Origin of the sequence: Helcococcus sueciensis DSM 17243, assembly GCF_000423145.1 — a bacterium.
GTDB lineage: Bacteria > Bacillota > Clostridia > Tissierellales > Peptoniphilaceae > Helcococcus > Helcococcus sueciensis.
The window spans coordinates 110525-127622 of the sequence record NZ_AUHK01000001.1 but is presented as its reverse complement, the minus strand read 5'-3'; the positions used below and the strand labels follow the sequence as shown (position 1 = coordinate 127622).

Annotated in this window: 16 protein-coding genes and 3 tRNA genes; 11 read left to right on the top strand and 8 right to left on the bottom strand. The window is 28.5% G+C overall.

The window, feature by feature from the left end; genetic code table 11:
• The 8 genes from G534_RS0100610 to G534_RS0100575 all read right to left on the bottom strand — a co-directional run.
• A partial coding sequence (locus G534_RS0100610) for a transposase (RefSeq protein WP_027347397.1) occupies positions 1–270 on the bottom strand: 270 nt, incomplete at its 3' end.
• Positions 271–403: 133 nt separating this feature from the next.
• Positions 404–1627 carry an IS110 family RNA-guided transposase gene (locus G534_RS0100605; RefSeq protein ID WP_027347396.1) on the bottom strand — a complete coding sequence of 408 codons (1224 nt, stop codon included), beginning with the start codon at positions 1625–1627 and terminating at the stop codon, positions 404–406.
• A 358-nt stretch (positions 1628–1985) separates the two neighbouring features.
• Positions 1986–2732, bottom strand: coding sequence for an SDR family NAD(P)-dependent oxidoreductase (locus tag G534_RS0100600; protein ID WP_027347395.1), 747 nt, complete (start codon positions 2730–2732; stop codon positions 1986–1988).
• 204 nt (positions 2733–2936) lie between these two features.
• Positions 2937–3013, bottom strand: a tRNA-Arg gene (locus G534_RS0100595).
• A gap of 48 nt (positions 3014–3061) precedes the next feature.
• Positions 3062–3136, bottom strand: a tRNA-Gly gene (locus tag G534_RS0100590).
• 3 nt (positions 3137–3139) lie between these two features.
• Positions 3140–3216: transfer RNA gene (locus G534_RS0100585), tRNA-Met, on the bottom strand.
• Positions 3217–3385: 169 nt separating this feature from the next.
• Positions 3386–3961, bottom strand: a complete 576-nt coding sequence (locus tag G534_RS0100580) for an ECF transporter S component (protein ID WP_027347394.1) — start codon at positions 3959–3961, stop codon at positions 3386–3388.
• A gap of 52 nt (positions 3962–4013) precedes the next feature.
• Complete coding sequence (locus tag G534_RS0100575) at positions 4014–5318, bottom strand: bifunctional folylpolyglutamate synthase/dihydrofolate synthase (protein WP_027347393.1); 1305 nt, start codon at positions 5316–5318, stop codon at positions 4014–4016.
• A gap of 126 nt (positions 5319–5444) precedes the next feature.
• On the opposite strand from G534_RS0100575, the gene G534_RS0100570 reads away from it, so the two are divergent.
• From G534_RS0100570 to G534_RS0100520, 11 genes are all read left to right on the top strand, one after another.
• On the top strand, positions 5445–5969 hold the full coding sequence (locus tag G534_RS0100570; protein ID WP_027347392.1) for a folate family ECF transporter S component: 525 nt from the start codon (positions 5445–5447) through the stop codon (positions 5967–5969).
• Between the two features lie 157 nt (positions 5970–6126).
• Positions 6127–7059, top strand: a complete 933-nt coding sequence (locus G534_RS0100565; RefSeq protein ID WP_027347391.1) for an L-lactate dehydrogenase — start codon at positions 6127–6129, stop codon at positions 7057–7059.
• Positions 7060–7444: 385 nt separating this feature from the next.
• Positions 7445–8161 (top strand): hypothetical protein, encoded by a 717-nt coding sequence (locus G534_RS0100560; RefSeq protein WP_027347390.1) that lies wholly within the window; start codon positions 7445–7447, stop codon positions 8159–8161.
• A 7-nt stretch (positions 8162–8168) separates the two neighbouring features.
• Entirely contained in the window at positions 8169–8663 is a 495-nt protein-coding gene (ruvC, locus tag G534_RS0100555) for a crossover junction endodeoxyribonuclease RuvC (protein ID WP_027347389.1), read from the top strand.
• Between the two features lie 2 nt (positions 8664–8665).
• Entirely contained in the window at positions 8666–9250 is a 585-nt protein-coding gene (gene ruvA, locus G534_RS0100550) for a Holliday junction branch migration protein RuvA (RefSeq protein ID WP_027347388.1), read from the top strand.
• Positions 9251–9303: 53 nt separating this feature from the next.
• Positions 9304–10308: a Holliday junction branch migration DNA helicase RuvB gene (gene ruvB, locus G534_RS0100545; RefSeq protein WP_027347387.1), complete on the top strand. Its 1005-nt coding sequence runs from the start codon at positions 9304–9306 to the stop codon at positions 10306–10308.
• A complete protein-coding gene (gene queA, locus G534_RS0100540; protein WP_027347386.1) occupies positions 10308–11330 on the top strand; it encodes a tRNA preQ1(34) S-adenosylmethionine ribosyltransferase-isomerase QueA in 1023 nt (340 codons plus the stop codon). The genes ruvB and queA overlap by 1 nt, the downstream gene beginning before the upstream one ends.
• 7 nt (positions 11331–11337) lie before the next feature.
• Positions 11338–12468 carry a tRNA guanosine(34) transglycosylase Tgt gene (tgt, locus tag G534_RS0100535; protein WP_027347385.1) on the top strand — a complete coding sequence of 377 codons (1131 nt, stop codon included), beginning with the start codon at positions 11338–11340 and terminating at the stop codon, positions 12466–12468.
• A complete protein-coding gene (gene yajC / locus G534_RS08480; RefSeq protein ID WP_084509967.1) occupies positions 12469–13080 on the top strand; it encodes a preprotein translocase subunit YajC in 612 nt (203 codons plus the stop codon).
• An 81-nt stretch (positions 13081–13161) separates the two neighbouring features.
• Positions 13162–14910, top strand: coding sequence for a single-stranded-DNA-specific exonuclease RecJ (recJ, locus tag G534_RS0100525; RefSeq protein ID WP_027347384.1), 1749 nt, complete (start codon positions 13162–13164; stop codon positions 14908–14910).
• Positions 14911–14935: 25 nt separating this feature from the next.
• Positions 14936–17098, top strand: a complete 2163-nt coding sequence (locus G534_RS0100520; RefSeq protein ID WP_027347383.1) for a RelA/SpoT family protein — start codon at positions 14936–14938, stop codon at positions 17096–17098.

Sequence of the window (17098 nt, the reverse complement as noted above, 5' to 3'; positions counted from 1 at the left end):
AATATTAAATTGATTAGCAAGTGATTGATATGACATTTCTCCTGTTAAGTACAACTTTACTATATTTTTCTTAAATTCGAAAGAGTAATTATTATTTTTTCTAGAAATTTTTAGACCTTCATATCCTTGAGTTTTGTATGAATTTACCCATCTTTCAATTATTGATGCACCATTTATATCATATTTTTTAGCTAAAGTTTCATATCCTCCTTCGTTATTTAGATATGATTTAACAACTTTTATCTTAAATTCTGTACTATATTTTGTCATGAAAACCTGCTAACAAAAGTCAAGGAGAAAAGATAAATTAATTTTTCTTTCTCCTTGATATTTAGAGTTTAAATTTGAGCACAACAAATAAGCCGGTTATTATCGGCTTATTTCAACTATAGCAATGTTAATTCTAGGCTACTTTTAACAACATCTTTTCTTGTTTTGATGCCATAACTTTTGCATAGTATATTCTTAAGAATTTATTTAATCCTGCAAATTTACATACTTTTTTAGCTTTTCCATCTTTTTCTTTTTTTACCATATACAGATATATATCATTTTCAGGATCTTTAGCGCTCATCATGCATTTCATAGCTTGATAACCTACTTTTCTTAGTATTGCATTGCCTCTTTTTGTTATTTTTCTCTGGTCTGCTTTAAAATTCCCTGACTCATATGGCGGTGAATCTATTCCTACAAAGGATATTAAACTTTTTTTGTTTTTAAATTTTGATAAGTCTCCAAATTCTGCTGTAATTTGCACTGCTAATTTATCTGATATTCCTGAAAATTGCTTTGCTTCTTGATATTCTTCTAAAGGCTCGGCAATTTCTATCATTTGTGATAGAATAGTATGTAGAATTTGATTTATATGTTTTATCAATTCTATTCCTTCTTGTATGCTAGTCTTTATATATGAGCTACTAGAAGGTTGAGTTGAGATACTCTCCTCTGCAAGCTTGTATATGGATTTAGCTTTATTAGCATTAGGATGGTATCTCTTTTCTTTTGCCCAGTTTTTAAAATCTTCTATGAATTTTTCTTCTGGTTTTTCTAATACTAGGTCTTTGTGCCACCATATTTCTAAGAAGTCTAATAGCTTGTCTTTTGAAAAATCATTAGATCTATGTGGAATTAGTTTTTTTATTCCTGGAAATGTTTGGCCTATTGTTAGGTCTATGAAGTTCATTTGATTGATTCTTAATTCCATATAGTGCTGATAGGATCTGTTTAATTCTTTTAGGACTCTAAAACTTTCTGAATCTACTTTGTATTCTTGTAATTCTTTCCAATACATCAAGCCATATTCAGCTATTTGTATGGTATCTATATTATCATTTTTAGATTTTCTAAAGTTAAGTACTCGACAAAACTGTTTCATTTTTAAAGGATTTACTACACTTACAAAGTATCCTTTGTCTTTTAATTCATAGAGGATTGGAAGATGGTATTTCCCTGTTGCTTCCATGATTATTTTTACTTCTTCATCTAAAGTATTTAGTTTCTTTAAAAATTCTTCTACTTTTGTTTTCTTAAGATGAACATCAAAAGGCTTCCAAATTATTTTGCTACCTTGTTCTAGTGCACAGACTGTAAACTTTTCTTTTGCTATATCTATTCCTATAGATATCATTTTATTACCCTCTTTCTTTTAATTTGTAGTTTCTACCTGCACCATTACACTCATTTTAGCTCGTGACACGGACGTTTTGCCCAACCTGCTTAACCGAATATGAATAATGAAGAGGTAGTTGACTGTTTTTATGACGGATATTTTAACCCTAAAACTGACTCGTCATACTACTCCTTCATTATACAAAAATAGTGCAAGATAGAAATAATTTTCTTTCTTACACTATTTATGGTACTAAAAACTGACCTCCTCAAAGTTATTTTTAGGTCCAACTTTTTGGGGTCAGTTCAAAATCTATTCTGATCATCACCTTTTGTATTAATATTTAAATTTACTGAAGTTTCAATTATATTATAAATTATACTGTCATTGCACCGTCAACATGAAGGATTTCCCCTGTAACATATGAAGCCAAATCACTTGCTAAAAACACGCAACCTTTACCAATATCGGAAGGTTGACCAATTCTTTTAAGAGGTATAGCATCTATTAGAGGTTCTATAACTTCTTTTGGAACAGCTTGCATTAAATCTGTATTTATAATTCCAGGAGCTACTGCATTTACTCTAATACCATATTGTCCTAATTCTCTTGCAAGAGAAATAGTTAAACCATTTACTCCAAATTTAGAAGTAGGGTATGATACACCAGTAGTTTGACCGTTTTTGCTTACCATTGAAGAAGTATTGATAATGCAGCCTTCTCCTTGCTCTTTCATAACTATTGAAGCAGCTTTACAACCATAGAATACTGAGTTTATATTTAGATCTATGAGTTTTGCAAATTCAACAGGATCTTTGTCAAAAGTAGATATATCATCACTAATACCTGCATTATTTACCATTATATCTAATCGACCGAATTTTTCTTTAATTGATTTAGTTAAATCTTCTAAATCTTCGTATTTAGATAAGTCTGGCCATCTACCATCTATTTTTGATTCAGGAAATTCAGTTCTCAATGCTTCAACAGCCTTTTGTACAGAACTTTCTCTTGAACCGCATACAACTACAATGGCACCATTTTTTAAGAATTCTTTAGCGATAGCATTTCCTATTCCTCTAGTTGAGCCAGTAATAATTGCAACTTTATCTTTTAGTAACATATATACCCCCTATAAATATATTCTAATATAATGATAATATATAATGAAAATGTTTTCAATACAAATAAAGGATAGAATATTAACAATGAAATATACGCAAAAAAAGCTATAAGTTGTCTTAAAAGCATGATACAATTGATTTCATAAAATTATAAAAAAAAAAGAAACATTAAATCTTAATGCTTCTTTTAGATATCGTATATATGGTGTGTCATAAAGGATTCGAACCCTCGACCTTCTGGTCCGTAGCCAGACGCTCTATCCAGCTGAGCTAATGACACATATAGATATAAATAAAAGCATCAATATATATATTGATGCTTTTGCTTTGGAGCGGAAAACGAGATTCGAACTCGCGACCCTCGCCTTGGCAAGGCGATGCTCTACCACTGAGCCACTTCCGCATATGGTAGCGGTGAACAGATTTGAACTGCTGACACTACGGGTATGAACCGTATGCTCTAGCCAACTGAGCTACACCGCCATTTAATAGCAACATATAAATATTAGCATAATATATTTTTAATGTCAAATATTTTAAATAAATATTTTTTATAAAATATATCGTATAAAATATTATTTTTGTAAATATGCATATAATTAAAATATGTTGCAGAGATTATGTTTTATTTATAATAAATTTTAATTAAAAACTAAATCAATTTATTCTTTTTCAAAATTGGATACACAGCTCTAAAAATAATATTTGCAATTATAACAGTTAATACAGCATTGAATAGGGTAACTCCAGCTGATAATTTTGCAAGAGCAGATGCAAATGTTACTGGTTGTCCTAGAAGATATAAATTGTAAAAATATCCTACTAGAGGATCAGCTATAACATTGAATGACATTCCACAAATTGAAGCTATTATTGACCATTTCATAATATATTTCATATCATTTGAATGATTTATTTTTTTCAATTTATGAGCAACTAAACCAACAATCAATCCTATACAAAGTTTTAGTACAAATGTTTTTGGTGCAACTAATACATATACCGGGTCCATTAAATCTGCTAGAGTCATACCGATTGCTCCTGCAATACCACCATATACGCCACCTATCAATAGGGCAGCAAGGACTAAAAATATATTCCCAAAATGAATTGATGTGAAATTCCCGCTTCCAGGAACAGGTATTTTTATTTGAAAATATGTAAAAGCGATATAGGTCAAAGCGATAAATACAACGCTTTGAGCTAATTTTAATGTTTTATTGTTCATCATAATACTCCTTAATTTTTATATACTATTTTAGTAAATTGTGATAAAAAAATCAAATGGAATTATTATTTTTTTCATATACGATAAATTCTCTTATTAAATAAAGTGATCCACACCAAAGTACTAAATCATTATTTTTTGCAATAGATTTCGAATATTCATATGCTTCAATCCTATTTTCAATAGAGGTGACATCGTTGAACTTTTTTTCAACTTCTGTCTTTAAATCTTCTAGCTTAAATGCTCTTGGATTATCAATATTGGTAATTATAATCTTATCAGCGACAGTTGCTAGTTTAGATATAATATATTCAAAGTCTTTGTCTTTAAGTATACTAAATCCAACTATTAATCTATCATAGTCATATGTTTTAAGTGATTCAATAAGAGCATCTATGGCTTCGTCATTATGACTTCCATCAACTATTACATTAGGATTTTTATGAATCAATTCAAGTCTTCCATGATTTTGTGTTTTAAGTATTCCTTTTTTGATAATATCATCAGTTAAATTAAATTCATCTTTGAAATAATTTAAAACCATAAGTGCCAATGAAGCATTATATAATTGGTGTACTCCAATGAGTTTCGTTTTAATATCTTTAAAATTTCTAAAGGAAAATTGATTAAATTCTGAATTTAGCGTAACATCGGTAATTTCTTCTTTTGAAAATGTATAAATTTTACTTTTTTCTAAAGTAGATTTTTCTTCAATAGAATTCATTGCACCACTATATTCTTGAGGATAAACAAATACTGGTGATCCATCTTTAATTATTCCAGCTTTGTTTTCTGCAATTTCTTCTATAGTATTTCCTAGTACATTAATATGATCATAGGATATAGTTGATATTACAGAAGCGATAGGTTTTTTTATAATATTAGTGGAATCTAAGGATCCCCCAAGACCTACTTCTACAACTGCTATGTCAACATTATTATCAGAAAAATACATATACATAATGGCAGTAAGAACTTCAAAATAGGTATTGTGATATCCTTCAGTATCTAAATTTTCAACTATTGGAATTAATTTATTAATATATGCTATAAAATTTTCTTCAGAAATTTGTTGGCCATTTATAGAAATCGATTCAAGTATACTTTCCATATACGGAGAAATAAACAATCCACATTTTACAGTTTCTGAAAGTACAGATGCAAGATATTGACTTGTAGATCCTTTACCATTTGTACCCGCTACATGAATTACTTTAATTTTATCTTGTGGATTGTCAAAAACATCAAGTAATCTTCTAATATTTTCTAAGCTATGTTTACCTTTTGTGGATCCTCTAGAATATATCCAATCTAAGCATTCATCATAATTTTTTAAGTTATTTAATTTGTTATTCAATTGACACCTCACTTGTAAATATTCCTTTAGTAAATTATAATTGATAGTATCAAACTTGTATATAGCCGTCAAACAACTATGCTATATACATTTGAAATTTAATTAATATATTATGGAGGATATATTATGAAAAAGGGAATGAGCACAAAAATACTTGTAAGTTCAGCGATACTTGCTGCTGTTTCAATTGTTTTAACAAGATTTTTATCAGTGATGTTGACAGAAAGTCTTAGAATTGGATTTGGAACACTTCCCATAATGTTATCAGGATACATGTTCGGTCCATTTGCAGGAGCTCTTACTGGTATAGTTGCAGATTTAGTTGGAGTGATGATAAATCCAATGGGTACATATCATCTTGGATTTACATTAAGCTCAATGTTGCAAGGTCTATTACCAGGACTTGTAAGTGTTTTATTAATGAAAAATAGAGAAAAACTAGATATAGTTAATTTGCTTATAGGAACAGTTTTAGTATATTTAGGTGTTCATTTACTTTTAAACACTTTATGGCTTAGTCAATTACAAAGAATCAATTATTTAACGCTATTATCAGTTAGAGCCTTAAAAGTGTTAATAGAAGCGGTTATAAATGCAATTATATTAAAAATAATATATGATATGGTAGTTCCTAAAATCAAAAATTTATAAAATAATTAATATAGATAGATTTATTCATTTAATTTAATTACTATTTTTGGAATAATTTATAAATATATAATATATTATTGATAAATGTATCACAAATCACACTATAATATAAATTTTTGATGTATAATATAAGTAAATATTATAAAGGGGAGATGTTATGAAAAATAAAATTATTTTAGTAGGAGATGGGGCTGTTGGATCATCATATGCATTTGCATTAACATTGCTTGGAGTTGGTAGAGAACTAGGTATTATTGATGTAAATAAAAATAAGGCTGAAGGCGATGCAATGGATTTATCCGATGCGCTTTCATTTACAGCGCCTAAAGATATTTATGCTGCAAGCTATGATGATTGTAAAGATGCAGATATTGTTGTTATCACTGCAGGTTTACCACAAAAACCTGGTGAAACAAGATTAGACTTAGTAGAAAAGAATTTAAAGATATTAAAAGAAATTGTAACTAGTGTTGTAAGCTCTGGATTTAATGGTATATTTGTAGTAGCATCAAACCCGGTAGATATCTTAACTTATGCTACATGGAAATATAGTGGATTTAATGCAAATAGAGTTATTGGTACAGGTACAATGTTAGACTCATCAAGATTGAGAAAAGAAATAGCTGAACTTTCAAAGGTTGATCCAAGATCAGTTCATGCTTATATTATGGGAGAACATGGAGATAGTGAATTTGCCGTTTGGTCTCATGCAAATATTGGTGGCCTTCCTATCGATGAATGGGTTAAACACAATGATGTTGATGAAAATAGCTTATTGAATTCTTTCACTAAAGTCCGTAATGCAGCATATGAAATTATAAATAAAAAAGGTGCAACTTTTTATGGTATAGCAGCAGCATTAGCTAATTTAACAAAAGCTATATTAAATAATGAGAATAGCATTTATTCTGTTTCTGCATATTTACGTGGAGAATATGGACATGAAGATATTTATGTAGGAGTACCGGCAATAATTAATGCAAATGGAGTAAAAAATGTTTTAGAAATTCCATTAACGGATAATGAACAAGAAAGAATGAATGAATCAGTATCTATATTAAAGGATATTATTGATAAATCAATAAAATAAGAATATAAATTTTTTAGACGAAGGTTATACTTTATCATAAGTAGATTTTGTATACCTTCGTTTTTTATTTACATTTTTAAAATAAAGTTTATTTAAACTCATATTATATTTTTATTATAAATAAATCTAACTATATTTTACATAAAATATACATTCGATCTAAATGTAAAAAAAAATAAATATAAATATCTAAAAAATTTAAAATATTTAATTTTTAAATAATGATACATAATTAAGATGTAATCAATAAATGTAGAAAATATGAAAAATTTTCATGTTTTTTTTGAGCTATATTTGCATCGTTTTTTATTTTTTTAATGGAAATATATAATCTAATATAGTATAATTTTAGTTACGAAATGGTTACTAATGTAAGGGAGGTAATATGCAAGAAAAGAAAACAAATTTCGAAGATAGTCTTGAATATCAGTTTTTGTACAATGATGATGCAGATTCAATTTTCTTGTTATTATCTTGGTTAGAGAACAGATACATAGGTGAAGGCCTTGTTCCTAAATACACTGTAACCAAAGCTTTATTGACAGGACTTAGACGAAGTATTAGAGGACGAAAAGACAAAAGATCTATTGTAGATGCTGTAAATAAATTAATAGGTGACGATATTAATAGACTCGAGTTAGCATTTACCATAAAAGCATATAGAAATGCTATTACATATGACAAATTAATTGATAAATTAGAAGTGTTAGCATTAAAAAAATATAGTCCAAATCAACTTAAAGAAATGAATACTCTGTTTCATAATTCGGAGGATAGAGATATACTCAAATTTAAGGAAAATGTTAAAGAAAAATTACTTAAATCAAAAGTATTATCAGAAAATGAATACCATACTTATTGCTTTATGGATAAATATGTTAAGAAAAAGTTTTTCAGAGTCAATTTTTATATGGATAAACAAATAGTAGTTGATTATTCCAATAGTGAGATAATGACATTAGAAGGAAAAAATTTAACTATAAAAGAATTGCAACATTTTTACTCTAAAGCGAAATTTTATGTGAATAGAGCGTTACAAGAAGCTTATTTCAATCAATTTTGGTATTCGCTCAATGATCAAGTATTAGGAAGATACCAATAGGTAATATATGAGAATATTAGGAATTGACCCTGGTTATGCTATCGTGGGATATGGTATAATAGAAAAAGAAGGTAGTAAAATCAAGATGTTAGAATACGGGAGTATTCAAACAAAGGCTAACACAAGTACAGCGATTAGATTAGAAATTATTTTTAATGAATTAAACCAAATTATAAAAGAATATAAGCCAGATGAAGTTTGTTATGAAAAATTATTTCATGAAAAAAACACAAAAACATTTATGGCGGTTAGTCAAGCTAGAGGAGTCGAAATTCTAGCAGGTAAAATTAATAATCTTGATATATTTGAATATACACCTTTACAAATTAAAACTGCACTTACAGGATATGGAAGAGCTACTAAAAAACAAGTTCAAGAGAGTGTAAAGCGAATTTTAAATTTACAAGACATTCCAAAACCTGATGACGCAGCAGACGCACTAGCTATTGCTATATGTCATAGTTTTAGCGGGAAATTAAAAGATTTATATAAGATGGAGTAAAGATGTTTTCATATATTATTGGTGAAGTTAAATTTATACGTGAAGATTATATAGTTTTAGAAAATAATAATATTGGCTATAAAATATTTATGCCAGCAAGAAGCATTTCTAAATTTGTTCTTAATGAAACTAGAAAAGTGTTTACTGAATTTGTAGTGAGAGAAGATTCAGTAACATTGTATGGTTTTGATGAAATTGAGGATTTAGAAATGTTTTTAAGTTTAAATAATGTATCGGGAATTGGTCCTAAAGCGGCGAACTCAATACTTTCAACATTATCAGTTTTCGAATTGAAACTTGCGATTGTTAATAATGATTATAAGACTATAACAAAAGCACCAGGAATAGGTAAAAAAAGTGCTTCAAGAATTATATTAGAACTTACTGATTCTATTGATATTGAGTCTTTATCTGGAAAAGAAGAACATACTCAGATAGTTGAAAAAGATGAGAATTATAAGGTTGCAGTAGAAGCGCTTATTAATTTAGGTTATAATAATATAGATGCAAAAAAAGCTCTTAAGGATATAGACACTACAGATATGAAGCTTTCAGATATAATTAAATCTGCACTTAAGAGAATATAAAATATACAGTCAAAGTTTATATAGTTTAATATTAGAAATATTAAGAGGAGAAAATGTCAGAAAATAGAATTGTTGGATCAGTACAAATTGATGATGAAGAAACAACTGAATACTCACTTAGACCTAGATGGCTTAGAGAATATATTGGTCAGGATAAAGCTAAAGATAAGTTATCAATTTTTATAGAAGCCGCTAAAAAAAGAAATGATTCTCTTGATCATGTTCTATTACAAGGACCTCCAGGATTGGGTAAAACAACTTTATCTCATATAATTGCAAATGAATTAGGTGTTAAAGTTAAGGTTACATCTGGACCTGCAATTTCAAGACCGGGTGATTTAGCTGCTATACTAACAAATCTTGATAAATATGATGTTTTATTTATTGATGAAATTCATAGACTTAATAAATCAGTAGAAGAAGTTTTATATCCCGCAATGGAAGATTTTGCGCTGGATATAATTGTTGGAAAAGGTCCTTCTGCACAATCATTGAGAATAGATCTTGAGCATTTTACAATGATAGGTGCAACTACTAAATCAGGTATGCTCTCATCACCATTGCGTGATAGATTTGGTGTAATGCTTGAACTAGATCTATACAAGGTGAAAGATTTAGCAACTATTGTTTCTCGATCTGCAGAGATATTAGAAGTTGATATTGAATTAGAAGCAGCAAATGAGATTGGAAGAAGATCTAGAGGTACACCACGTATAGCTAATAGATTATTAAAAAGAGTAAGAGATTATGCTCAAATCAAGGGGGATGGTGTAATCACCCATGAAATTTCAAAAGAAGCTTTAAATTTTTTAGAAATTGATGAATTAGGACTTGATAAATTAGATAAAAAAATTGTTCATACGATTGCAGAAAATTTTGGTGGTGGTCCAGTAGGCCTTGATACTATTGCAGCAGCAACGGGTCAAGAATCTATAACTATTGAAGAAGTATATGAGCCATATTTACTGCAAATTGGATTTATTAATAGAACTCCAAGAGGAAGAGTACTTTCAAAAAAAGCTTATGAACATTATGGAATTATATACAAGGAAGATTGATGAATACAAATGATTTTGATTATGAATTAGATCCTTCTTTTATTGCTCAACATCCAGAAGATAAAAGATCGGAATCTAAATTAATGGTATTAGATAGAGAAAACAATACAATAGAGCACAAACATTTTTACGATATAATTGACTATTTAAATCCCGGCGATGTATTAGTTGTAAATAATTCAAGAGTTATACCTGCAAGATTATATGGTAGTAGAGAGGGAAAAGAAGAGTCAATTGAGGTATTACTACTTAAAAATATTAAAGATAATAAGTGGGAATGCTTGGTAAGACCAGGTAGAAAAATGAAAATATTTACGAAAATAGTATTTAGTGATAAATTAACAGGATTAGTAGTAGATATAACTGAAGAAGGGCATAGAATTATTGAATTTGAATATGAAGGAATATTTAAAGAGATTCTTGAAGAAATTGGGAATATGCCTCTACCACCATATATAACAGAGCGTTTAGAAGATAAATCAAAATATCAAACTGTATACGCAAAGCTTGACGGTTCTGTAGCAGCACCTACTGCTGGTTTGCACTTTACAGAAGAATTATTAAATAAAATACGTGAAAAAGGTATAGATATTGCATATGTAACATTACATGTAGGACTTGGAACATTTAAGCCAGTAAGTGATGATAAAATTGAAAATCACAAAATGCATAGTGAATATTACATATTAGACACACAAAATTATGAAATAATTAAAAATGCAAAGGATAATGGAGGTAATGTTATAGCGGTAGGAACTACTTCTATAAGAACACTTGAATCTATAGCTTCTAAATTTGGTGAATTAAAACCGGACGCCGATTGGACAGATATATTTATCTATCCAGGATATGAATTTAAAGTTGTAGATAATTTGATTACAAACTTTCATTTACCAAAATCTACTTTGATTATGTTAGTTAGTTCATTATACGATAGAGAAAGAATATTAGAAGCATATGAAGAAGCTAAGAAAAACAATTATAGATTTTTTAGTTTTGGAGATGCAATGTTAATTAAGTAGGAGATATATGCAAGCATTAAAATATGAATTAATAAAAAAGTCTTCACAATGTGAAGCTAGGGTAGGGGTTATTCATACTCCACATGGTGATATTCAAACACCAATTTTTATGCCTGTAGGTACTAAAGCTACAGTTAAAACTATGACCCCAGATGATTTAAAAGAGTTAGGAGCTCAAATTATACTTGGAAATACATATCATCTGTATTTAAAACCTGGAGATGAATTAATAAAGAAAGCAGGTGGTCTTCACAAATTTATGAATTGGGATAGACCAATATTAACAGATAGTGGTGGATTTCAAGTTTTTTCTCTTGGAGATATTAATAAAATTCAAGAAGAAGGAGTAGAGTTTAAGTCTCATTACGATGGTTCAAAACATTTCATTACACCTGAGAAATCTATATCTATTCAACAAAATCTTGGTTCAGACATAATGATGGCATTTGATGAATGTGTATTTGCAGATGCTACTAAAGAATATGTAGCCAAGTCTCTTGAGATGACATTAAGATGGCTTGATAGATGTATAAAAGCACATACAAATGAGAATCAAGCATTATTTGGAATAGTACAAGGTGGATTGTTTAAAGACTTAAGACAAAAGTCTGTAGAAGAAACTATTAAACGAGATGAACATCTTGATGGCTATGCAATAGGTGGTCTATCTGTTGGTGAAACAAAAGAAGAAATGATTGAAATGTTAAGATACACAACTCCATTACTTCCAGAAAATAAACCTAGATATAATATGGGAGTAGGAACTCCAGATTATCTTTTCGAATCAGTAGAAGCTGGAATTGATATGGCAGATTGTGTTCTTCCTACGCGTATTGCTAGAAATGGTGCAGCTTTAACTTCTGAAGGACAGTTAAATATAAGAAATGCAAAATATAGGGAAGACTTTACACCAGTTGATCATGAATGTGATTGTTATACTTGTAAGAACTTTACAAGAGCCTATATTAGACATTTAAATAATGCAAATGAAATATTGGCTTCAAGACTTCTAACATATCACAATCTATATTTCTTAACGCATTTAATGGATAATATAAGACAATCAATTTTAGAAGACAGATTTTTAGAATATAAAGAAGAATTTTATAAAAAATATGGATATACAAAGGAGGATTAAATGTATATAATAGCAGCACAACAACAAGGAGTAGGAAGTATTTTACCTTCACTTGTTATGATGGCGTTAGTTTTTGGGGTGTTTTATTTTATGTTGATTAGACCACAAAAGAAACAACAAAAAAAATTCCAAGATACTATGAATGAATTGAAAGTAGGAGATCAAATAGTTACAAGAGGTGGAGTTAGGGGTAAAATAGTCGAATTAAAAGCAGATTCATTTGTTATACAATCTGGGAATACACAAATTGAATTTTTAAAACAAGCTCTAAGTTATGTAGAAGATCCAACAAAACAATCAAATGAAGGTGTAAATTCAGAATTTCAAAATGTACCAGTACAACCACTACCATATGGAAATGATAAAAGATTTTCAGATAAATTAGATGAACTTAAATCTAATATAAATGAAGAAATTGAATATGATTTATTACTTGAAGATGTGTATGAATTTATAGTAATAGAAGATAAAGCTTCAGTAAAAGAAATTTCAAATACATTTAGACTTTCAGAAGGAAGAGCTACAGAAATTATGAATCAGTTAGCTTTACTTGGAGTAGTTGGAGAATCAACTGGTACTGATTATAGACAAATCTTAGTAGATCCAAGATAGTTGTTTATTTTTAAGAATTTTAAATAAGTAAAAATGGAAAGTTTTTAACTTTTCATTTTTTCATATATAGAGATAGGTATTATGGAAAACTGGTATTTAATGCAAAATGCAACAAATTACAATTTAATAAAAGATATGAGTGAGTTTTCAACAATTCAGAAAATTATATTGGCCAATAGAGATACTGTGGATGAGTATAGTCTGAATACTTTTTTGAATCCATTAATGAAAAATATGCATTCACCCCTTCTTATGAAAGATATGGAAAAAGGTGTAGATGTAATATTAGAATCTATGAGAAAAGGTCAAAAGATCTTGATTGTAGGTGATTACGATCAAGATGGAGTATCCGCAACAGTAATATTATATAAAGGATTAAAATTTATTTATGATGAAGTTTATTATTCAATACCAGATCGCATAGAAGATGGTTATGGAATTAATAATAGTATTGTAGATAAAGCATGTGAAGATGGAATAGGACTTATAATAACGTGTGATAATGGTATAGCCGCTCTTGACACAATTCAGTATGCAAAAGATAAGGGTTTAACTGTGATAGTAACTGATCATCATGAAATTGTAGTTAAAGATAATATTGAGTATTTACCAAATGCAGATGCTATTATAAATCCCCATCAAAGAGAAGATAAGTATCCTTTCAAGATGATATGTGGAGCTTTAGTTGCATATAAGTTTATAGAATCTATACAAATTATGTATGGAAATATGCTTGGATTTGATAGAAGTTCAGTTGAATCTCTTGTCCAATTTGCAGCACTTGGAACAATTTGTGATATGATGCCAATTATAAATGAAAATAGAATTGTAGTTATTGAAGGTTTAAAACAATTAAATTTCAGAAATAATTTAGGTGTAGATGCTCTATTAAATGAAATGAATTGGACTAAGGATGTAGATATTTATACAGTTGGATTTTTAATAGGTCCTACTATCAATGCTTCAGGTAGGATATATACTGCAAAACTTGGCGTTGAATTATTTTTAGAAGAAAATATTGAAATTGTAAAAGAATACGCAAGTGCTCTTGTTGAATTAAATAATGAAAGAAAAAAAATGACAAAAGATTCTGTTGAACTTGCAATTTCAAGAATAGAAGATGAAAATATTGATAAAAATGATATAATTGTACTATATGAAAATTCAATTCATGAATCAATATGTGGTTTAGTAGCAGGAAGAATTAAAGATAGATATAATAAACCAACATTAATACTGACAGATGCTACTGAAGATGGTTTAATAAAAGGTTCGGGAAGAAGTATAAAGGCGTATAATATGTTTGAAAGATTAAATCAATTTAGAGACGATTATGTTGCCTTTGGTGGTCATGAAATGGCATGTGGATTGACTTTAGAAAAAAATAAATTGGCTTATATTTATAAAAGTTTATTAGATAATAGTCACTTACAATCAAAAGATTTCATGAAGGAAATAGAAATTGATTTGACATTGAAATTTAGTCAAATAAAATCAGAAATTATAAAAGAGATTGAGTTTTTAGAACCTTATGGATTTGGATTTAGAAGTCCTATATTTGCTACAAAAAATGTAAATGTAGTTAATGCAAGTATTTTAGGTGTTAATAGAAATGTGCTTAGACTTGTATTATCTGATGGGACAGATACTCACCAAGCTGTTGGTTTTAAGCTTGAAGATTATGTAAAAATATTAAATAAAGATAATATTAAAGATACTGATGATCTAGAGAAATTAAAAGGTCAAAATATAGACATAGCTTATAAAATTGGTCTTAATACATTTAATGGATATACAAATATTCAATTAGAAATATTATCTATAAGATGATTATTAATTTTTAGAGGATGATACTATGTTAGAAAGATTACTTAATTCAATAAAAAAATACAATAAAAATCCTGATGTTGCTCTTATAACAAAAGCTTTTAATTTGGCTAAAGAGAAACATGAGGGACAAGTACGTAATTCTGGTGAAGCATATATAGTTCATCCTGTTGAAGTTTCGATAATATTAGCATCATTAGAAATGGATGATGAAACGATATGTGCAGGACTTATGCACGATGTACTAGAAGATACGGATTATACACGAGAAGAGATGGTTGAAGAGTTTGGTGAGGAAATTACAGCTTTAGTTGATGGTGTAACTAAGCTTAAAAACTTACAATATAAAACTAAAGAAGAAGCTCAAATTGAAAGTATCAGAAAAATGGTCCTTGCTATGGCAAATGATATCAGAGTTATTATTATTAAACTTTCTGATAGATTACACAATATGAGAACTTTAGAATATAAAACTCGTGAAAAGCAAATATCTACAGCAAATGAAACTTTAACTATTTATGTACCAATCGCACATAGACTTGGTATCAATACTATAAAATGGGAGCTTGAAGATTTATGTTTAAGATATATAGATCCTGTTTCTTATTATAATGTTGCTCAACAAATTGATCAAAAAAGATCTGAAAGAGAAAAAGTAATAGAACATATTATAGAAAAAATATCGAATGAATTAGATAAGTTTAATTTTAAATATTCTATAACAGGAAGACCAAAAGGAATTTATAGTATATACAATAAAATGAAAAAACAAGACACTACAATTGATAATATATTTGATTTAATTGCAGTTAGAATTATTGTACAAGATATAAATCAATGTTATGCAGTTCTAGGTATAGTTCATAATATGTGGAAACCGATTCCTGGCAGATTCAAAGATTATATTGCTAAGCCAAAACCAAATTTTTATCAATCATTGCATACAACTGTTATTGGTGAAAAAGGTCAAATATTTGAAATTCAAATTCGTACTGAAGAAATGCACAAAAATGCAGAATTTGGTATTGCAAATCATTGGCAATATAAAGAAAATAAAAAGAAAGCTTCAAATTTTGATAATAGATTAAATTGGATTAGACAGCTGATAGAATGGGGTAAGGATACTTCTGCTTATGAATTTATGGACTCATTTAAAGGAGACTTATTCAATGACGAGGTATATGTATTTACACCAAAGGGTGATGTGATTGATTTACCAAAGGATTCAACACCAGTTGATGTCGCATTTAGAGTGCATTCAGAAGTTGGAAATAAAACTGTTGGGGCAAAAGTAAATGGTAAAATGGTTCCACTATCTTATAAACTCAAAACGGGTGACATAGTAAATATATTGACGTCAAATAATTCAACAGGACCAAATATAGATTGGTTAGATTTTGTTGTATCTTCTCATGCTAAAAATAAAATTAAAGCTTTTTTTAAGAAGAGAGATAAAGATAAAAATATCGAATCTGGAAGAGATTTACTTGAAAAAGAAGCTCGTAAAAAAGGATATGATATTTCAAAAATATTGGACACCGAATCCCTAAACTTTTTAGTAGAAAAGTACAAGAAAAACAATATAGAAGATTTATATAATTCAATAGGTTATGGTTCTTTAAATGTAAATACTATGATGAAACATTTAGAATCAAGATACAATGAAAAATATAAAATTAAAGAAGAAGAAACTGAAGAAAATGTAGATAATATAAAAAATGTTGAAGTTAATAATGAAGTTAGAAATAATTTATCCGATGGCATAATTATCGATAATTTAACAAATCTAGATGTTAAATTTGCTAAATGTTGTAATCCAGTACCTGGAGATGATGTAGTAGGTTATATAACTACGGGCCATGGAATTACAGTTCATAGAAAGACATGTATGAATATAAAAAATGCTAAGAATAAAGAAAGACTTATAAAAGTTAGCTGGAATGAAAGTTCAAATTCTTCTTTCTATGTAGTTGTAAATATCACTGCAAATGATAAACCAGGATATTTAGCTGAATTGACACGTGTTTTATCTAAAGAAGGATATAATATTGCAGGAATTAATTCTAGAATAAATAGTGATACTACTGTAAATATTAGTTTAACAATACATGTTAAATCTACAGAAGAAATTAAAAAAATATTGTATTTAATTCGAAAAACAGACGGTACATTAGAAGTTTATAGGGAGTAA